Annotated in this window: 18 protein-coding genes; all 18 read left to right on the top strand. The window is 39.3% G+C overall.

Going from position 1 to position 20,612, the window contains the following annotated elements; all coding sequences use genetic code 11:
* Positions 1-54 precede the first annotated feature (54 nt).
* Positions 55-537 carry a transcription elongation factor GreA gene (gene greA, locus N5909_RS09585; protein WP_000818768.1) on the top strand — a complete coding sequence of 161 codons (483 nt, stop codon included), beginning with the start codon at positions 55-57 and terminating at the stop codon, positions 535-537.
* A gap of 73 nt (positions 538-610) precedes the next feature.
* On the top strand, positions 611-1,975 hold the full coding sequence (locus tag N5909_RS09580) for an amino acid permease (RefSeq protein ID WP_049552262.1): 1,365 nt from the start codon (positions 611-613) through the stop codon (positions 1,973-1,975).
* A 100-nt stretch (positions 1,976-2,075) separates the two neighbouring features.
* Positions 2,076-2,486, top strand: coding sequence for a GNAT family N-acetyltransferase (locus N5909_RS09575; protein WP_413252012.1), 411 nt, complete (start codon positions 2,076-2,078; stop codon positions 2,484-2,486).
* 83 nt (positions 2,487-2,569) lie between these two features.
* The gene (locus N5909_RS09570; RefSeq protein WP_020902218.1) at positions 2,570-2,713 is read left to right on the top strand and encodes a hypothetical protein; all 144 of its coding nucleotides are present in this window, start codon (positions 2,570-2,572) and stop codon (positions 2,711-2,713) included.
* A 179-nt stretch (positions 2,714-2,892) separates the two neighbouring features.
* A complete protein-coding gene (locus N5909_RS09565; RefSeq protein ID WP_080978365.1) occupies positions 2,893-3,738 on the top strand; it encodes an ABC transporter ATP-binding protein in 846 nt (281 codons plus the stop codon).
* A gap of 15 nt (positions 3,739-3,753) precedes the next feature.
* The gene (locus N5909_RS09560) at positions 3,754-4,482 is read left to right on the top strand and encodes an ABC transporter permease (protein ID WP_049552261.1); all 729 of its coding nucleotides are present in this window, start codon (positions 3,754-3,756) and stop codon (positions 4,480-4,482) included.
* A 377-nt stretch (positions 4,483-4,859) separates the two neighbouring features.
* Positions 4,860-5,069: a helix-turn-helix transcriptional regulator gene (locus N5909_RS09555; protein WP_001107500.1), complete on the top strand. Its 210-nt coding sequence runs from the start codon at positions 4,860-4,862 to the stop codon at positions 5,067-5,069.
* Positions 5,059-5,547: a DUF6773 family protein gene (locus N5909_RS09550; RefSeq protein ID WP_033680009.1), complete on the top strand. Its 489-nt coding sequence runs from the start codon at positions 5,059-5,061 to the stop codon at positions 5,545-5,547. Before N5909_RS09555 ends, N5909_RS09550 begins: the two co-directional genes overlap by 11 nt.
* Positions 5,548-5,662: 115 nt before the next feature.
* A complete protein-coding gene (locus N5909_RS09545) occupies positions 5,663-7,123 on the top strand; it encodes a nicotinate phosphoribosyltransferase (RefSeq protein WP_049552260.1) in 1,461 nt (486 codons plus the stop codon).
* Positions 7,120-7,944 (top strand): ammonia-dependent NAD(+) synthetase, encoded by an 825-nt coding sequence (nadE, locus tag N5909_RS09540; protein ID WP_049552259.1) that lies wholly within the window; start codon positions 7,120-7,122, stop codon positions 7,942-7,944. Before N5909_RS09545 ends, nadE begins: the two co-directional genes overlap by 4 nt.
* A 498-nt stretch (positions 7,945-8,442) precedes the next feature.
* Positions 8,443-8,991 carry a GNAT family N-acetyltransferase gene (locus tag N5909_RS09535; RefSeq protein ID WP_049552283.1) on the top strand — a complete coding sequence of 183 codons (549 nt, stop codon included), beginning with the start codon at positions 8,443-8,445 and terminating at the stop codon, positions 8,989-8,991.
* A 166-nt stretch (positions 8,992-9,157) separates the two neighbouring features.
* Positions 9,158-9,868 (top strand): thiol-disulfide oxidoreductase-associated membrane protein CcdA2, encoded by a 711-nt coding sequence (gene ccdA2 / locus N5909_RS09530; protein ID WP_049552258.1) that lies wholly within the window; start codon positions 9,158-9,160, stop codon positions 9,866-9,868.
* A 13-nt stretch (positions 9,869-9,881) separates the two neighbouring features.
* Positions 9,882-10,445 (top strand): redoxin family protein, encoded by a 564-nt coding sequence (locus N5909_RS09525; RefSeq protein ID WP_049552257.1) that lies wholly within the window; start codon positions 9,882-9,884, stop codon positions 10,443-10,445.
* A 9-nt stretch (positions 10,446-10,454) separates the two neighbouring features.
* The gene (gene msrB / locus N5909_RS09520; protein ID WP_049552256.1) at positions 10,455-11,567 is read left to right on the top strand and encodes a peptide-methionine (R)-S-oxide reductase MsrB; all 1,113 of its coding nucleotides are present in this window, start codon (positions 10,455-10,457) and stop codon (positions 11,565-11,567) included.
* 70 nt (positions 11,568-11,637) lie between these two features.
* Positions 11,638-12,375 carry a response regulator transcription factor gene (locus N5909_RS09515; protein ID WP_271631188.1) on the top strand — a complete coding sequence of 246 codons (738 nt, stop codon included), beginning with the start codon at positions 11,638-11,640 and terminating at the stop codon, positions 12,373-12,375.
* On the top strand, positions 12,372-14,063 hold the full coding sequence (locus N5909_RS09510; RefSeq protein ID WP_271631187.1) for a cache domain-containing sensor histidine kinase: 1,692 nt from the start codon (positions 12,372-12,374) through the stop codon (positions 14,061-14,063). The genes N5909_RS09515 and N5909_RS09510 overlap by 4 nt, the downstream gene beginning before the upstream one ends.
* Before the next feature lie 114 nt (positions 14,064-14,177).
* Positions 14,178-14,741 carry a TIGR01440 family protein gene (locus N5909_RS09505; protein ID WP_049521452.1) on the top strand — a complete coding sequence of 188 codons (564 nt, stop codon included), beginning with the start codon at positions 14,178-14,180 and terminating at the stop codon, positions 14,739-14,741.
* 2 nt (positions 14,742-14,743) lie between these two features.
* A complete protein-coding gene (locus N5909_RS09500; protein ID WP_271631186.1) occupies positions 14,744-20,596 on the top strand; it encodes a ZmpA/ZmpB/ZmpC family metallo-endopeptidase in 5,853 nt (1,950 codons plus the stop codon).
* The last annotated feature ends 16 nt before the right edge of the window (positions 20,597-20,612 follow it).

Below are 20,612 nucleotides of genomic sequence, written 5' to 3'. Positions count from 1 at the left end.
AAACATGAGAATCTCAGATAGAGATTCAATATTATCGAAGGAAAGTTGAGAAAAATGGCAGAAAAAACATATCCTATGACCCTTGAGGAAAAGGAAAAACTTGAAAAAGAATTAGAAGAATTGAAATTGGTCCGCCGTCCAGAAGTGGTAGAACGCATTAAGATTGCCCGTTCATATGGTGACCTTTCTGAAAACAGTGAGTATGAAGCAGCTAAGGATGAACAAGCCTTTGTTGAAGGACAAATCTCTAGCTTGGAAACAAAAATCCGTTATGCTGAAATCGTCAATAGTGACTCAGTTGCCCAAGACGAAGTAGCGATTGGTAAAACAGTTACTATCCAAGAAATTGGTGAGGACGAAGAAGAAGTTTATATTATCGTAGGTTCAGCCGGTGCAGATGCCTTTGCGGGTAAAGTTTCAAATGAAAGCCCAATTGGACAAGCCTTGATTGGCAAGAAAACAGGTGATACAGCAACAATTGAAACACCTGTTGGTAGCTATGATGTAAAAATCTTGAAGGTTGAAAAAACAGCCTAATGATTAAAAGGAGTAAAAAGAGGGAAAAATCCTTCTTTGCTCCTTTTTAGGTTTAAAAAGAATTGGAGACTATATGAGTTCAAAGAAGAAAAAAAACAAGATGGAGCGTGGTCTGACTAATCGTCACGTGCAGGTTATGGCCATTGCGGGAACAATCGGAACAGGACTCTTTTTGGGAGCAGGTCGTTCTATTAGCCTTACAGGTCCTTCCATTGTACTGATTTATATGATTACTGGGGCTTTCATGTTCCTTATGATGCGTGCGGTTGGGGAAATGCTCTACCAAGACCCTGAGCAACATACCTTTATCAACTTTATCACGCGCCATTTGGGTAAGGGCTGGGGTTATTTCTCGGTTTGGTCCTACTGGCTATCCGTTGTCTTTATAGGTATGGCGGAAATCACTGCTATCTCTCACTATGTTCAGTTTTGGTTCCCTAGCTGGCCAAGTTGGATGATTGAGATTGGATTTTTGACCATTCTAGCCTTAGTCAATCTGATTGCGGTGAAGCTCTTTGGGGAAGTTGAGTTTTGGTTTGCGATGGTCAAGATTGTGGCTATTTTAGCTATGATTGCCACAGGAGTCTTTATGGTCTTGACAGGCTTTAAGACACCACATGGAGTAGCAAGTTTGGCCAATATCACCGACAATTTCTCCCTCTTCCCTAATGGTGGAGTGAACTTTGTCATGGCCTTTCAGATGGTTTTCTTTGCTTACCTCATGATTGAGTTTATCGGGGTAACAACTTCTGAAACCAAAAATCCACGTCAAGTCTTGCCAAAAGCCGTTAAGGAAATTCCTTTGCGTATCGCCTTTTTCTACGGTGGTGCCCTCTTAGCCATCATGGCTATCATTCCATGGCGTGAGCTTGCATCGGCTGATTCTCCTTTTGTTACAGTATTTGAATTGGCAGGTATCAAGTGGGCAGCAGCCTTGATTAACTTCGTCGTTTTGACATCAGCAGCATCTGCTCTTAACTCAACCCTTTATTCAACAGGACGTCATTTGTACCAGATTGCTCATGATTCGCCAAATTCATTCTTAAAGGCTATTAAGGCAGATACTCTTTCTCGCCACAATGTGCCACAAAATGCCATCATCGCTTCAGCAATCTTGATTGCCCTAGCAGCCTTTATTAATGTCTTGCCAGGTGTTTCAGATGCCTTTGCCTTGATTACGGCATCATCATCAGGTGTTTATATTGCCATTTATATCTTGATTATGGTGGCTCACCTTAAATACCGCAAGTCACCAGACTTTATGGCGGATGGCTATCTCATGCCCCATTATCGTTTCTTAAATCCTTTAACCATGCTCTTCTTTGCCTTTGTCTTTGTAACCCTCTTTTTACAAGAGTCTACATTTGTAGGAGCAATCGGATCAGCTATCTGGATTATCGGTTTCGGGATTTATAGCCAGTGGAAATTTAGAAAATAGATTTGAAACTCATCAACTCAGGTTGGTGAGTTTTTGCTAGTTTGACAGTCTATTGAAATAAGACTATAATCAAGCTGTAACAGTATTTAAGGAGATTTAGATGTACTTTAGATTGGAAAATAAGGAATCCCATAAATCACAAGAAATAGGGAATCTGATTCGTGTTTATAACCGTTCAAAACGAGAAGAAGTTGAAAGTGAGCCACTTAATCTTTATGTCGAAGATGAAGAGGGCAATCTTCTGGCAGGTTTGATAGCAGAGACTTTTGGAAATTGGCTAGAAATCGAGTATTTATTTGTAAAAGAGGAACTCAGAGGGCAAGGAATCGGTTCAAAACTATTGCAGCAAGCAGAAACTGAAGCTAAGAATCGAAACTGTCGTTTTGCTTTTGTCAATACTTACCAGTTTCAAGCTCCTGATTTTTATAAAAGGCATGGCTACAAGAAAATTTTTACATTACAAGACTATCCCTACATTGGGCAAAGGTATTATTACCAAAAGAATCTGTAAGGTGAGTATGAAGGTATGGTACAAAGAGAGACTCACACATAAGTATGGAGGCGGACTGATGGATATAATACTGGATATGGGCAATGTTTAAGGAGATTCTCGATAAATACCAGTTAAATCCTATAAATTGTGTCATTCTAGACGATATGGAGGACAATACAATCGCAGCTGAGACATTAGATGTGAAATCCTACGATGCTGTAGATGTTTTGAAAAAAATTGAATAGGCAGAAACTCTCTATCATTTAGGTGGTAGAGGTTTTTTGTTAATAAAAATTTACAAAATGACATTTATATATTGCATTAAGTTAGATATATGATATAATGTTGTTAAAAAGAGGCGCAACTTTTTAAAATTAATGATGATCAAAGAGAAAACCAAGAATATTAATGGAGGAATTAAAAAATGGAAGTTATAAATGTAAGTAAAAATTATGGTCATTCAACCATTCTCAAAGATATAAATTTCGCACTTAATAAGGGTGAAATTGTTGGTCTAGTAGGGAGAAACGGAGTTGGCAAGAGTACATTGATGAAAATTCTTGTTCAGAATAATCAACCGAATTTAGGGAATATTATAAGTAGTGATAATGTTGGGTATTTAATCGAAGAACCAAAATTATTTTTATCTAAAACAGGTTTAGAGAATTTAAAATATTTGTCAAATTTATATGGAATTGACTACAATCAAGAAAGATTTGGAAGTTTGATCCAAGAGTTAGATTTGACTCAGTCTATTAATAAAAAAGTAAAGACCTATTCTTTGGGTACAAAACAAAAATTAGCTTTGCTTCTAACTCTCGTTACGGAACCTGATATATTGATTTTAGATGAACCGACTAATGGTTTAGATATTGAATCATCACAAATAGTTTTAGCGGTTCTAAAAAATTTAGCTTTACATGAAAATGTGGGAATTTTAATATCGAGTCATAAATTAGAAGATATTGAAGAAATTTGTGAGAGGGTTCTTTTCTTGGAGAACGGACTTTTGACATTTCAAAAAGTAGGAAAAGATAGTCATAATTGCTTGTTTGAGATAGCTTTTTCATCAGCTACAGATAAAGACATTTTTATTACCAAACAAGAATTTGGGGATATTGTTCAGGAAGAGGGACTGAGAATTACTATGTCTGGGAATATTCAAAGTAGTGAGCTTTTTAAATTTTTTAACGAAAACTCTATTAAAGTAGTTGATTTTGAAACTAAAAAAGAGACGCTTAAAGATATTTATCTAAATCGTTCAAAATAAAGGAAGGTTATAATCATGAAATTAAATAAATTGAATTTTCTTAAGGAAAATATAAGAGATTTATATTCATCAGGCGTAATATATCTCGGTTTGATTATCTCGTTTATACCGCCGATATTGGTTACATTCTTTATTCTAAAGACTCAAGGGACATCGCTTGGTATTAAGCATATTTCAAACTTTTATGCTATGCTCGGTATGTTAATGGCTATTATACATGCTAATCGAATTATTAGCAGGGATTTTTCCCACAATACGATCAGTTTATTTTATAATCAACAGAAAAATCGGATGATTTACGTCTGGTCTAATTTTCTATATGTCATCTCAGTTTCCATTATTTATTCTTTGAATGGCATTGTGCTACTAGTCATCGTAAGTAAATTGGGTGTTCCAGGTGATTTAGGATTAGATTTTATAGTATCCATTGTAGTCAATACAATTTTGTTAGTCCTATTTTATTTTCTATTATCTTATATTTTCTATTTATACAAATTGAAAAGTGGCTTGGTATTTGGTATTTTAGTAGCTTTACTACTCTTTATCCCTAATATATTAAATACGATTATGATGAATACTAGTAATGATTTGTTTATCAAAGCAATTGAACTTCTTCCTTTTTATTCTTTACCTGTATTTGTAGCTTCAAATACGATGTCTATTAGTCAGTATCTTGTGGTAATCACTACAATCATTTTACTGTACTTGTTCACTCTCAAGAAAAGCAAGGAGTATTCATTTTAGTTTCATTTAGTATTATTTTGCAGACTTAAAATCCAGCAAAAATCAGTCATCTTGCTATGCTCCTGCTCTTGTTGTGTACACGTTTTTGTCTTATGCTAGACTCATTTCCAAAAGCATTATATAATAGTGATATGAAAGCAACTAAATAAGAATACAAGCAATCAAAACTCGTTTAAAAGACCCTACTAAAGCTAATACTAAACAAAAAATCAAATAGCAAACTAGGAAGTTTATTTCAAACAATCCAACATACTGATTTTAGTCTGAAGATAATATTGGAGTGCTAATTAATGAGGTTATAATAAATAGCTGACAGCTTGTGTTGATTTTGGATTTTTTAAGAGTAGATGAGTATTAAAACTATAAGGAGGACGCAGGTGGCTAAAAATTTAAAATTAAAATTAGCTCGGGTAGAGCTTGATTTAACTCAAGGTCAATTGGCAGAGGCTGTGGGGGTGACGCGCCAGACTATTGGTTTGATAGAGGCAGGGAAATACAATCCCAGTCTCTCGCTTTGCCAGTCTATTTGCAGATGTTTAGGAAAAACCCTAGACCAACTATTTTGGGAGGAAGAAGATGGTAAATAAATTCATTCATTATCAATTACTTGACGAAAGAGAAGAACAACTAATCAATAAAGCTGGGGCAGAGTCTTTTTCACTCTTTATTGGGCTTGTACTTCTAAGCTATTTGGTGGCAGTGTTGGCTCCATCTCTTTTTAATCCGAATTTTCTAGTCTATACTCTGATAGTAGGAATTTTCTTCTTTTTCAATCGTGCCCGTTATCTGGGAGTGACCTACTATAGTCGTTTTCATTTTACGATTTTGGGTTGTTTTTTCCTAACCTTGGCTATTACGGCTCTTTTGATGTTACAGAATTATCAATTCAACATAGAAGTTTATCAGCACAATCCTTTGAACGTTAAATACCTATCTGCTTGGGCAATTACTTATGTTATTTACCTTCCCTGGGTCTTTATTGGCAATCTTGGTCTTAAGAGCTATGGCGAATGGGCTCAGAAAAAGTTTGAACAAGACATGGATGAACTGGAGAGTGGAGAATAGCTTGTTACTCTTTTCTCAATCCAGCCAAAATGTGTTATAATAGTACTAATTTATTGGAATACATGAAAGTTCTTAAAAATTTTCATGTGTTTCTAGCTAAGGAAGTAGGAAAAGTATGTATCCAGATGATAGTTTGACATTGCACACGGACTTGTACCAGATCAACATGATGCAGGTTTACTTTGACCAAGGAATTCACAATAAAAAGGCGGTCTTTGAGGTTTATTTCCGCCAACAGCCTTTTAAGAATGGCTATGCGGTTTTTGCAGGTCTAGAAAGAATTGTGAATTATCTGGAAGACCTGCGTTTTTCAGATAGTGATATTGCCTATTTGGAGTCGCTAGGCTATCATGGGGCATTCTTGGACTATCTCCGCAATTTCAAGTTGGAGTTGACTGTTCGTTCTGCCCAAGAAGGGGACTTGGTTTTTGCTAATGAACCGATTGTGCAGGTGGAAGGCCCTCTAGCTCAATGTCAGTTGGTCGAAACGGCTCTTTTGAACATCGTCAACTACCAGACCTTAGTGGCGACTAAGGCAGCTCGTATTCGCTCGGTTATAGAAGATGAGCCCTTGATGGAGTTTGGAACACGTCGGGCGCAAGAAATGGATGCGGCTATCTGGGGAACACGCGCAGCGGTGATTGGTGGCGCCAATGGGACTAGCAATGTGCGTGCTGGTAAACTCTTTGACATTCCTGTCTTGGGGACCCATGCCCATGCCTTGGTGCAGGTTTATGGCAATGACTATGAGGCTTTCAAGGCTTACGCTGCGACCCACAAAAATTGCGTCTTTCTTGTGGATACCTATGACACCCTTCGTATCGGTGTGCCAGCTGCCATTCAGGTGGCGCGTGAGCTGGGTGATCAGATTAACTTTATGGGTGTGCGGATTGACTCTGGGGATATTGCCTACATTTCTAAGAAAGTCCGTCAGCAACTGGACGAGGCTGGATTTACAGAGGCTAAGATTTATGCTTCTAATGATCTAGATGAAAATACCATCCTCAACCTCAAGATGCAAAAGGCCAAGATTGATGTCTGGGGTGTGGGAACCAAGCTGATTACAGCCTATGACCAGCCAGCTCTTGGGGCAGTTTATAAGATTGTTGCAATCGAAGATGAAAATGGGAACATGCGCAATACCATCAAGCTGTCTAATAATGCGGAAAAAGTGTCTACACCAGGTAAGAAGCAGGTGTGGCGCATTACAAGTCGTGAAAAAGGCAAGTCAGAAGGAGACTATATCACTTATGATGGCGTAGATGTTGCCAGCATGACAGAAATCAAGATGTTCCATCCGACCTATACTTACATCAAGAAGACGGTTCGTAATTTTGACGCTGTTCCTCTCTTAGTGGATATCTTCAAAGACGGAAAATTGATTTACAACCTGCCTAGCTTGACTGAGATTCAGGATTATGCTCGTAAGGAATTTGACAAGCTTTGGGATGAGTATAAGCGTGTGCTCAATCCGCAGCACTATCCAGTGGATTTGGCGCGTGATGTATGGCAAGACAAGATGGACTTGATTGATAAGATGCGTAAGGAAGCCCTTGGTGAAGGAGAAGAAGAATGAGTTTGCAAGAAACGATTATCCAAGAGCTGGGTGTCAAACCGGTGATTGATGCCCAGGAAGAAATCCGTCGTTCTATTGATTTTTTAAAAAGATATCTGAAAAAACATCCCTTCCTAAAAACTTTTGTACTAGGGATTTCTGGGGGTCAGGACTCAACCTTGGCAGGTCGATTGGCCCAATTAGCTATGGAAGAACTGCGAGCAGAAACAGGAGATGACAGCTACAAATTTATCGCTGTCCGCTTGCCATACGGAGTGCAAGCTGATGAAGCAGATGCCCAAAAGGCTCTTGCTTTTATCCAGCCAGATATTAGCTTGGTGGTCAATATCAAGGAATCAGCTGATTCCATGACAGCTGCAGTTGAAGCGACAGGTAGTCCTGTTTCAGATTTCAACAAGGGCAATATCAAGGCTCGCTGCCGTATGATTGCTCAGTATGCCCTTGCGGGTGTCCATAGTGGAGCAGTAATTGGAACAGATCATGCTGCGGAAAATATCACAGGCTTTTTTACCAAGTTTGGTGACGGTGGTGCGGATATTCTCCCTCTTTACCGCCTCAATAAGCGTCAAGGAAAACAACTCTTGAAGGAACTTGGTGCAGACCCAGCCCTTTATGAAAAAATCCCAACAGCAGACCTAGAAGAAGATAAACCAGGTCTAGCTGATGAAGTAGCCCTCGGAGTCACTTATGAAGAGATTGATGACTACCTAGAAGGAAAAACAATCAGCCCAGAAGCTCAAACAAGAATCGAAAACTGGTGGCACAAAGGCCAACACAAACGCCACCTACCCATCACCGTATTCGATGACTTTTGGGAGTAAAAAGGTCCGGGGGACCTTTTTACCCTGAGCCTAGAAATGAGAAAGCGATGAAGGTCCGGGGGACCTTTTTAGCTTCTTGCCCTGAAACTCGAGAGCAAGAATAACCTCCAGTGGAGGTTTTCAGCCTCTCGCCTTGAAATAAGAAAGTGAGAGAAGGTCCGGGGGGGCCTTTTTAGCCCGAGTCTAAAAATAGAAAAACGAGGAAGGTTCGGTAACTCACCGAGTTCGATTTTGTCGTTTCACCCCCGCAACGATGACTAGGTTTGAAAAAGCTTGCTAGAGCGTATTTCAAACCAGACAGCGACTGCGTCAAGGAACTAGATGAAAAACTTGTTTTTTAGTTGTTACTGAGTTTAGTCTTTTTACCCTGAGCATGGAAACAGGTAAGCGAAGAAGGTCCGAGAAACCTTTTTAGCTTATTACCTTGAAATTCAAAAGCAAAGCAAATATAAATGGAGATTGGACATAGAATCATCTATCAGAAAGCGAGGTAGTTTCGTGAAATCTATCGGTACACAAACATTACAGACAGAACGTTTGATTTTAAGAAGATTTGTGGAAAGTGATGCAGAAGCCATGTTTCAGAATTGGGCTTCATCCGCTGAGAATCTGACCTATGTCACTTGGGATCCCCATTCTGATGTCGATGTGACTCGAAATTCCATTCGTAATTGGGTTGCCTCTTATACAAATCCCAACTATTACAAATGGGCCATTTGTCTCAAAGAAAAGCCAGAGCAGGTGATAGGAGATATCAGCATCGTTGCAATAGATGAGAACGATTCTTCTTGTGAAATTGGTTATGTGTTAGGCAAGAAATACTGGGGTCATGGTATAATGACGGAGGCCTTGAAAGCTGTCTTGGATTTCTGTTTTACTCAAGCAGGTTTTCAAGATGTCAGAGCACGATATGCTAGTCTCAATCCAGTTTCAGGTCGTGTCATGGAGAAGGCTGGAATGTCCTATCTAAAGACTATTACCAATGGTGTAGAGAGAAAAGGCTATCTTGCGGACCTTATTTATTATCAGATAAGTATGGAAGACTAGTGAAGTTTCTTTTCAGTTTCCATCAAAGTCAGACCTTGTCTGGCTTTTTTTGAACCATTTTTTACATAACCTGATTAAATTCCTATTTTTCCCTATCATTGTCCCTGTTTTTTCTGGAGTTTTAGGGCTATAATAGTCCTATCAAATCAAAGAATGGAGGAAGGCAATGGATAATATAATCTTTTTAATCAGTGTTTTTCTTGCTGGAATTCTTTCCTTCTTTTCTCCTTGTATTTTACCCTTGTTACCGGTCTATGCAGGGGTCTTGTTGGATGATAAAGATGGTGCTCATATTTCTAGTGGCAAATTTTCAATCTCAGTTGTTAGTTTATTGCGAACTCTAGTTTTTATAATAGGGATTTCCTTTGTTTTTATCTTACTAGGCTATGGAGCTGGTTTTTTAGGCAATTTGCTGTATGCTTCTTGGTTTCAGTATGTGACGGGTGCGGTTATCATTCTCTTGGGATTACACCAGATGGAAGTCTTACATTTGAAGGGGCTCTACAAGGAAAGAAGGCTACAATTAAAGAGACAGGAGCAAAAGGGTAAGGGCTATAGTCAGGCATTTTTACTGGGGTTGACCTTTAGTTTTGCTTGGACACCTTGTGTGGGGCCGGTTCTGGGTTCTGTTTTGGTCTTGGCAGCTTCAGGTGGCTCAGGTACTTGGCAGGGAGCTGCTCTCATGTTGATTTACACGCTGGGTTTGGCGCTACCATTTTTGGTTCTAGCTCTAGCCTCCAGCTATGTTTTGAAACATTTTCGAAAACTCCATCCTTATCTAGGAACCCTCAAAAAAGTGGGTGGTTTCCTCATAATCGTAATGGGAATTTTGGTGCTTTTGGGAAATACGTCTATTTTGACTACATTATTTGAATAGAGAGGAAGAAGAAATGAAAAAATGGCAAACATGTCTCCTTGGAGTCGGCTCAATTTGTTGCTTGGCAGCCTGTTCGGCTAAAAACATGCCAGACGAATCTACTATGAAGGAGCAAACCAAAACAGAACAAGTCAGTGCGCAAACTGCTACTAAAGGTCAGGCGGTTGCTGATTTCGAACTGACGGGAGTAGATGGCAAGACCTACCGCTTGTCTGATTACAAGGGCAAGAAAGTCTATATCAAATTCTGGGCTTCTTGGTGTTCTATCTGTCTAGCTAGTCTTCCAGATACGGATGAAATCGCTAAAGATGCTGGTGATGATTATGTAGTTTTGACAGTGGTATCTCCTGGACACAAGGGAGAACAAGCAGAATCGGACTTTAAGAACTGGTACAAGGGCTTGGATTATAAAAATTTCCCAGTCCTAATTGACCCATCAGGCAAACTATTGGAAAGTTATGGTGTTCGTTCTTACCCAACTCAAGCCTTTATAGACAAGGAAGGTAAGCTGGTCAAAACGCAACCAGGTTTTATAGATAAGGATATGATTTTAAAGACATTGAAAGAAATGGGGTAGAGAAAGGTCATGAATGATAAAGTAAAATTGTTTGTCTTGGCAGGAATCTTTTTCCTAGCCATAACCGGTTTCTATTTTCTATTGATGCGAAATGCAGGGCAGACAGATAGCTCGCAAATTGAGAAAGCATCAGTTAGCCAAGGAGGAAAAACAGTGAAAAAAACAGAAATTAGTAAAGACGCAGATTTGCATGAAATTTATCTAGCTGGAGGATGTTTCTGGGGAGTGGAGGAATACTTCTCACGCGTTCCCGGAGTAACGGATGCTGTTTCAGGCTATGCAAATGGTAGAGGGGAAACAACCAAGTACGAATTGATTAACCAAACAGGTCATGCGGAGACTGTTCATGTCACCTATGATGCCAAGCAAATTTCCCTCAAGGAAATCCTGCTTCATTATTTCCGCATTATCAATCCAACCAGCAAAAATAAACAAGGGAATGATGTGGGAACCCAGTACCGTACTGGTGTTTATTACACAGATGACAAGGATTTAGAGGTAATCAACCAAGTCTTTGATGAGGTGGCTAAGAAATACGACCAACCTCTAGCAGTTGAAAAGGAAACCTTGAAGAATTTTGTAGTGGCAGAGGATTACCACCAAGACTACCTCAAGAAAAATCCAAATGGCTACTGCCATATCAATGTCAATCAGGCGGCTTATCCTGTCATTGATGCCAGCAAATATCCCAAACCAAGTGATGAGGAATTGAAAAAGGCCCTGTCACCTGAGGAGTATGCAGTCACCCAGAAAAATCAAACAGAACGAGCTTTTTCAAACCGCTATTGGGATAAATTTGAATCTGGTATCTATGTGGATGTGGCAACTGGCGAACCCCTCTTTTCATCAAAGGATAAGTTTGAGTCTGGTTGTGGCTGGCCTAGTTTTACCCAACCCATCAGTCCAGATGTTGCTACCTACAAGGAAGATAAGTCTTACAATATGACACGCATGGAAGTGCGGAGCCGAGTTGGAGATTCTCACCTTGGCCATGTCTTTACGGACGGCCCACAGGACAAGGGTGGCTTGCGCTACTGTATTAATAGTCTCTCTATCCGCTTTATTCCCAAAGACCAAATGGAAGAAAAAGGCTACGCTTATTTACTAGATTATGTCGATTAAGAGGGCTTTCCTAAGCAGTTAGGGGAGAATTTTGCTATACTGATACTAGTAAGTGACAAAGGAGAGAAGCATGACCTACACAATCTTAATCGTAGAAGATGAATATCTGGTAAGACAAGGTTTGACCAAGCTGGTCAATGTAGCAGCCTACGATATGGAAATCATCGGTCAGGCTGAAAATGGAAGGCAGGCTTGGGAATTGATTCAAAAGCAGGTGCCAGATATCATTTTAACTGATATCAACATGCCTCAGCTAAATGGCATCCAGTTGGCCAGTCTGGTCCGAGAAACCTATCCTCAGGTTCATTTGGTCTTTTTAACAGGCTACGATGATTTTGATTATGCTTTGTCTGCTGTCAAACTAGGTGTGGATGACTACCTGCTCAAGCCCTTTTCTCGTCAGGATATTGAGGAAATGTTGGGGAAAATCAAGCAAAAGTTGGATAAGGAAGAAAAGGAAGAGCAATTACAAGATTTATTGTTCGATAAGTTTGAGGGAAATATGGCCCAGAAAATCCAGTCCCATCTGGCTGATAGCCAATTTAGTTTAAAGTCTTTGGCCAATGACTTGGGCTTTAGTCCGACTTATCTGAGTTTTTTGATTAAGAAAGAGTTGGGCCTACCTTTTCAGGATTATTTGGTGCGAGAACGTGTCAAACAGGCCAAGCTCTTGCTTTTAACTACGGATCTGAAAATTTACGAGATTGCAGAGAAGGTTGGTTTTGAAGATATGAACTACTTTACCCAACGTTTTAAACAGATTGCAGGTGTGACACCTCGTCAGTTTAAGAAGGGGGAAGGTCGATGAAGCGTTCTTCACTCCTAGTTAGAATGGTTATTTCTATCTTTCTGGTCTTTCTCATTCTCCTAGCTCTGGTTGGGACTTTCTACTATCAATCTAGTTCTTCAGCCATTGAGGCTACCATTGAAGGCAATAGCCAAACGACTATCAGCCAGACTAGTCACTTTATCCATTCTTATATCAAAAAATTAGAAACCACCTCGACTAGCTTGACCCAGCAGGCGGACGTCCTAGCTTATGCTGAGAATCCCAGTCAAGACAAGGTCAAGGGAATCCGAAATCTGTTTTTGACTATCTTGAAGGCAGACCAGGACTTGAAAACTGTTGTTCTGGTCACCAAATCCGGTCAGGTCATTTCTACAGATGATAGTGTGCAGATGAAAACCTCCTCTGATATGATGGCTGAGGATTGGTACCAAAAGGCTATTCATCAGGGGGCTAAGCCCGTTTTGACACCAGCTCGTAAATCAGATAGTCAGTGGGTCATTTCTGTCACTCAGGAACTTCTTGATGCAAAGGGAGCTAATCTGGGCGTTCTTCGTTTGGATATTTCTTACGAAACTCTGGAAGCCTATCTTAACCAACTCCAGTTGGGTCAGCAGGGCTTTGCCTTTATCATCAATGAAAACCATGAATTTGTTTATCATCCTCAACACACAGTTTATAGTTCGTCTAGCGAAATGGAGGCCATGAACCCCTATATTGAGACAGGGCAGGGTTATACTCCAGACCACCAATCCTATGTCAGTCAAGAAAAGATTGCTGGAACTGATTGGACGGTGCTGGGCGTGTCTTCACTGGAGAAGCTAGACAAGGTTCGGAGTCAACTCATGTGGACCTTGCTTGGTGCTAGTGTCACCTCTCTTCTTGCCTGTCTCTTCTTGGTGTGGTTCAGTCTTAAACGCTGGATTGCCCCTTTGAAGGACTTGAGAGAAACTATGCTGGAAATTGCTTCTGGTAATCAGAATCTTCGTGCCAAGGAAGCGGGTGCTTATGAACTGAGAGAGGTGACTCGCCAGTTCAATGCCATGTTGGATCAGATTGATCAGTTGATGATAGATATTCGCAGGCAGGAGGAAACGACCCGTCAGTACCAACTTCAAGCTTTATCAAGCCAGATTAACCCCCATTTCCTCTATAATACCTTGGATACCATCATCTGGATGGCTGAATTTCAGGATAGTCAGCGAGTGGTTCAGGTGACCAAGTCCTTGGCAACTTATTTCCGCTTGGCTCTAAATCAGGGTAAGGATTTGATTTGTCTCTCTGACGAAATCAATCATGTCCGCCAGTATCTCTTTATCCAGAAACAACGCTATGGCGATAAGCTGGAATACGAAATTGCTGAAAATCCTGCCTTTGATAATCTAGTCTTGCCCAAGTTGGTGTTACAACCCTTGGTAGAAAATGCTCTTTACCATGGCATCAAGGAAAAAGAAGGTCAGGGTCATATTAAAGTTTCTGTTCAGAAACAGGATTCAGGACTAGTCATCCGCATTGAGGATGATGGGGTTGGTTTCCAAGATGCTAGCGATAGTAGTCAAAGTCAACTCAAACGTGGAGGAGTTGGTCTGCCAAATGTTGACCAGCGTCTTAAACTTCATTTTGGAGAAGATTATCAGATGAAGATTGATTCTGCACCTTGCAAAGGAACGACGGTTGAAATATACATAAATAGAATAGAAACTAGCTAACTCCCAGTCAATTCTGGGAGTTTTATGCGTAATTGGGCAAGCTTTCTAGGTTGTCTATCTTGCTAAAAATAAGAAAAAACGATATGATAGATAGTGACAAAAGAGGTATCAAGTATGAAGGAAAAAGACATTCAAAGAGAAACAAGCCAGATTGTAGAAGATGTGTTAGAAAAGGCCAATTTGAAGCAAGGATCTATCTTTGTTTTGGGTCTTTCTTCTAGTGAAGTGATAGGTGGTCAGATTGGTAAGGAATCCAGCCAAGAAATTGGGGAAATCATTGTGAAGACCATCCTAGATATCCTAGAGGAAAAAGGAATTCATCTAGCTGTTCAAGGTTGTGAACATGTCAATCGGGCCCTCGTTGTTGAACGTCAGGTTGCAGAGCAGTTTGGTCTGGAAATCGTTAGTGTCCTTCCTACCCTTCATGCAGGAGGTTCAGGTCAGTTGGCAGCCTTCAAGTTTATGCAAGATCCAGTTGAGGTTGAATTTATCAAGGCTCATGCTGGATTGGATATCGGAGACACTGCAATTGGCATGCATGTCAAGCATGTTCAGGTTCCGATTCGCCCTCTTTTGAGAGAAATTGGGCATGCCCATGTAACGGCTCTTGCTAGTCGTCCAAAATTAATTGGAGGTGCGCGTGCGCACTATCCGCAAGATTCTATTAGAAAGTCATAAGAATGAGAAAAACAAAACAACAACTTGAAAAAATTACTAAATATTCCATTCGCAAGTTAACTGTTGGGGTTGGTCCTGTAGCCATCGGGGCCTTCCTTTTTGGTGCAAGTGCCCTTTCAGTAGATAAGGTACAAGCCAATGAAGTTGGTGGAGCTCATAGCGTTCATTACCGTTATTTGGCGGAGCAGGAATTGACCGAGTCTGAAAAAGCCTTAATTCACCATGAAGTCCCTTCGGAGTTTCAAGAGGATGATATTATCTATGCAGTGTATCGAAAGAAAGCTAGTACCTACCAAGAACTTCCTTATACAGGGAGTAAAGAATTAGCCTTGGCTGGTATAGGGTTGGCTACGGCTTCTTTGGCTGTTTTATTAATCTCTAAAAAACATCGTGGTAAGGTGCTTGGTGTCTTATTAATTAGTTCGATTGGTGCAAGCAACTTTGTTCCTTTCACCACATTTGCGTTTGAAAATAAAGAATTGCTTTCTTATAACCAAACTATTTCGGCTTCTACACATGAAGGTTTGGCTGAAGGGATTATCCACATTGATGGCTATGAATACATTGGATACTTCAAGGAAGCAGAACTCCATCCATCAAGGCCAGCTTCAGCTGAGAAGCCTCAGTTGCCAGTAGAAAAGCAAAGTGCAAATGAAATTGATAAGACAGAAGTAGTTCAAGAAAAACCAGTTTCTGAGAAACCTCAGTCAAGACTGGAAGAGAGCTTGGTAGATATTCCTTTTGAAACAGTCACAAGCCCAGATACCAATCTAGCAGAAGGACAGACTCGTATCGTCACAGCTGGAGTAAATGGTCAGCGTCGCATTGTAACCAAAGTATCGATGGTTAATGGTCAAGAAGTTAGAGAAGTCATCGAAGACCAAGTGGTTCAAAATCCTGTTTCGCAAGTCATTGCAGTCGGAACTAAGAAAGAAGAGCAACCTGCCCCAACTCCAGTACCACAAGCTGAACCAACTCATCAAGTAGCTAAAGGGACGCAAGAGGAAGGTAAAACTGGCCAAGCCTTAACACAACCTGAATTGCCAGAGGCTCCAGTAGAAGCAAAAGGGACTCAAGAACTAGGTAAAGAGGGCCAAGCTCTAACACAGCCAGAATTGCCAGAAGCTCCAGCTGAAGCAAAAGGTACCCAAGAGGAAGGCAAAGAAGGTCAAGCTTTAACACAGCCAGAATTGCCAGAGGCTCCAGTTGAAGCAAAAGGTACACAAGAGGAAGGTAAAACTGGCCAAGCCCTTGTACAAGAACAGTTACCTGAGTACAAAGTAACTGAGGGAACCCTTGTTGAAACATCGACTACAGACTTAGACTACAAAACTGAAACTACTGAGGACCCAACCAAGTACACGGACGAAGAAACTGTCGTACGAAATGGTGAAAAAGGTAGTCAAGTTACTAAAACAACTTATAAAACAGTTGAAGGTGTTAAAACGGACCAGGTTCTTTCAACTAGCACAGAAGTTACCAAGGAACCTGTAAACCAACAGGTAAGTCGTGGGACAAAACCAATTGAAGGAACTCTTGTAGAAGAAAGTCTTGAAAAGATTCCATTTAAGGAAGTTGTTAAAGAAGATGACCAACTGAAAAAAGGCTTAGAAGTTGTAGCTCAAGAAGGTAAAGAAGGTCAGAAAAAAATCACCAAGACCTTTAACACCATCAAAGGAGTTAAAACAGAAGACGCTCCAAAAGTTACAGAGGAAATCATTGAAGCACCTCAAGACAAGATTTTGAAACGTGGTACCAAGACTTTTGAAAAACCAGTATTGACTATCACGGCAGTTGAACCTAAGGATTTGAAGCGTACTTCAGATGTTAAGTACAGTCTAGAAAATCCAAGTAAGGCAGCCATTAAATCTATCACCCTAACTCTGAAAAAAGGTGACGAGATTGTGAAAACCTTAAATATTTCACCAGACGACCTGACAACTACCTTGACGGATTTGCAGTACTACAAGGATTATAAACTTGAAACTAAGATGGTTTATGACCGTGGTGAGGGTGATGAGGAAGAAGTTCTGAAAGAAGAACCGCTGAGAATTGACCTCAAAAAAGTTGAGATCAAAAACATTAAAGAAACAAGCTTAATGAGTGTAGATGCTGACGGTAATGAAACAGATACTAGTTTACTGACAGAAAAACCAGCTGATGTTGCTCCATTATATTTACGTGTAACCACTCATGACAATAAAATAACAAGACTTGCCGTTGACAAGATTGAAGAAGTAGAAAAAGACGGAAAAACTTTATACAAAGTAACTGCCAAAGCGCCTGATTTGGTTCAGCATACAGATTCTTCGAAATTAGCTAACGAGTATGTTTATTATATAGCTAAACCAAAACCAAAAGTGGATAATGTTTACTATGATTTCGCTGAATTGGTTGAAGCTATTCAAAATAACCCAGAAGGTGAATATAAAATTGGACAAAGCTTAAATGCTACTAATATTAAACCAAATGGAAAATCTTATATTACTAAGAAATTTAAAGGTACGTTAACTAGTACTGATGGGAATAGGTTTGCTATTCATAACTTAAGCAATCCATTATTTGATGTTATTGAAAATTCTACAATTAAAGATTTAATTTTCTCTAACGTGAATATAAATAAACCAGGTACGGATCAAATAGCGACACTTGCAAAAGATGCTACAAATACGACAATTGAAAATGTTAAAATTACGGGTAGTATTGTTGGTGGTAATGATGTAGCTGGAGTTGTTAATAATTTAAATAATGGAAGCAAAATGAAAAATGTTTCTGTTATCGGAAAACTTCGCACAGAAGGTAAAAAAGGTTGGAGTATTTCTGGTTTAGTTAACAACCAAAGAAAAGCAAATATTGAAAAAGTTTATACAGATGTAGAAATCACTGGTGAAAGAGCTCGTGGTTCAGCTTTAGTTTCAACACTTGATAGGGGTATGGACCCAATGGATGTAAGAGCTAACGGACATATTAAAAAAGCTGTAGCAAAAGGGTCAATTAACTTGAAAAACAATGTAGAGACAGGTGGAGTTATTACTAAAAACTGGCCATACGGATTTTTAGAAGATGTTATTAGTTATGTAAAAGTAACTAACGCTGAAAAACTTTATGGTTCAGGTGATATTGGAGATGATGACTTTGGGTTCCCTTATTTAAGTAGAGTTGTCAGCGTAGCTGGGGAAGCTACTGGTAATGTGACAAGAAAAAATGCGGACAAACTTAAAGAAATCTCTAAAGAAGAAGCTGATAAAAGATTAGAAAGTTTCGATATTACATCTAAAGATTTTGAAGCTCCGAGATTATTAGTAGATAAATTAAATAACAATCGTCCAAAAGAAGACACGTATAAAGATACTGAAGATTACAATGTGGAGCGTGAACTTGCTTACCGTAATATTGAAAAACTTCAGCCATTCTACAATAAAGAATGGATTATCAATCAAGGAAATAAAATTCCTGCTGGTTCTAAATTATTAACGACTGAAGTATTATCTGTAACTGGTATGAAAGATGGTCAATTCGTGACTGACTTATCAAGTGTTGATAAAATAATGATTCATTACGCTGATGGTACTAAAGAAGAAATGACGGTTGCTTCTAAGGATTCAAACGTAGCACAAGTTCGTGAATATAGTATTACAGGTCTAGATGGCATTGTTTACACACCAAATATGGTGGATAAGAATCGTGACAAACTAATTGCTGATGTGAAAGAAAAATTAGCAAGTGTCGAATTGATTTCACCTGAAGTGCGTGCATTAATGGACAAACGTAACAAACCAGCTGAGAATAGTGACAATCATAAGAACAATTACATTCGTAACTTGTTCCTTGAAGAAAGCTTTGAAGAAGTTCGAGGAAACCTTGATAAACTTGTGAAAGCTTTAGTTGAGAATGAAGACCACCAATTAAATGGTGACGAAGCTGCAATGAAAGCTCTTGTTAAGAAAGTAGACGAAAACAAAGCGAAAATTATGATGGGTCTTACTTATCTAAATCGTTACTATGGATTTAAATACGACGAAAAATCAATGAAAGATCTTATGATGTTCAAACCTGACTTCTATGGTAAGAATGTAAATATCTTAGATTTCTTGATTAAGATCGGTTCTAGAGAAAATAACATTAAAGGTAACAGAACATTAGAAGCTTATCGAGAAACGATCGGTGGAACGATTGGTATTGGTGAGTTGAACGGTTTATTAAACTATAATATGCGTTTATTCACAAACGAAACTGATATTAACACCTGGTATAAGAAAGCTGTTTCACATACAAACTATGTCGTTGAGAAACAATCATCAAATCCATTGTTTGCGGACAAGAAATATCGTTTATATGAAAACTTAAACAATGGCGAACATAGCAAATATATCTTGCCACTTCTGACTACAAAGAAAGCTCATATGTTCTTGATTTCAACATACAATACACTAGCATTTAGTGCGTTTGAGAAATATGGTAAGAATACAGAAGCTGAACGTGAAGCATTCAAGAAAGAAATTGACTTACGTGCACAAGAACAAATCAACTACTTAGACTTCTGGTCTCGCTTGGCGGCTGATAATGTACGTAATCAGTTGTTGAAATCTGAAAACATGGTTCCATCGGCTATCTGGGATAACCATGGTGCGCCAGGTGGATGGGTTGATAGAATGGGTCATACGAAGAACGGTGATTATGCTCCAATTCGTGAGTTCTATGGTCCAACTGGTAAATGGCATGGTGATAATGGTATGGGTGCGTATGCGTATATCTTTGATAGACCTCAAAACTCAGAAGCCGTGTACTATATCTGGTCAAGTATGATTAGTGATTTTGGTACATCAGCCTTTACTCATGAAACAACGCATATCAATGACCGTATGGCTTATTTAGGTGGTTGGGGACATCGTGAAGGTACAGACGTTGAAGCCTTTGCTCAAGGAATGTTACAATCTCCAGCTGTATCAAGTTCGAATGGTGACTACGGTGCACTAGGTCTTAACATGGCTTATAAACGTGAAAACGATGGTAAACAATGGTACAACTATGATCCAAATAAATTAGATAGTAGAGAAGCTATCGACCATTACATGAAAAACTATAATGAAGCGCTCATGATGCTCGACCATTTAGAAGCGGATGCCGTTATCGCGAAGAATGATGGTGACAACAACAAGTGGTTCAAGAAGATGGACAAAAAATGGCGTGAGAAAGCTGATAGAAATGGTTTAGTTGGACAACCACACCAATGGGATTTACTTCGTGACCTAAATGACGCGGAGAACAAGAAGAAATTGACAAGCATTGATGACCTTGTAGATGGTAATTACGTGACTAAGCATAATATGCCTGGTAATAAATATTATCGTGCTGAAGGTTTTGATACGGCATATCAAACTGTAAGTATGATGGCTGGAATTTACGGTGGTAATACAAGTCAAAGTGCTGTAGGTTCTATCTCGTTCAAACATAATACATTCCGTATGTGGGGTTACTTCGGATATGTCAATGGATTTGTCGGATATGCTTCAAACAAGTATAAACAAGAATCTAAAGCAGCTGGTAGACCGGGTCTTGGTGATGACTTTATCATTGAGAAAGTGTCTGGTGGTAAATTCCACACACTAGAAGAGTGGAAGAAAGAATGGTTCAAGGAAGTCAAAGCTAAAGGAGAAAAAGGATTTGTCGAAATTGAAATCGACGGACAGAAAATTTCAACTTATGCAGGACTCCAAGAATTGTTCAACAAAGCTGTTGAAAATGACCTTAAAGCGGGTAATTCAAACCAAACAGTTGCACTCAAAGAAAAAGTTTACAAACAACTCTTGCAGAAATCAGATGGATTTGCTGGTGATTTATTCACTAAAGCATAATCAAGAGTAATTTAAT

The sequence above is a fragment of the Streptococcus gwangjuensis genome, assembly GCF_028156745.1.
Taxonomy (GTDB): Bacteria; Bacillota; Bacilli; order Lactobacillales; family Streptococcaceae; genus Streptococcus; species Streptococcus gwangjuense_A.
Note: the sequence above shows the minus strand (reverse complement) of the source record. Positions and strands in the feature narration are given on the sequence as shown.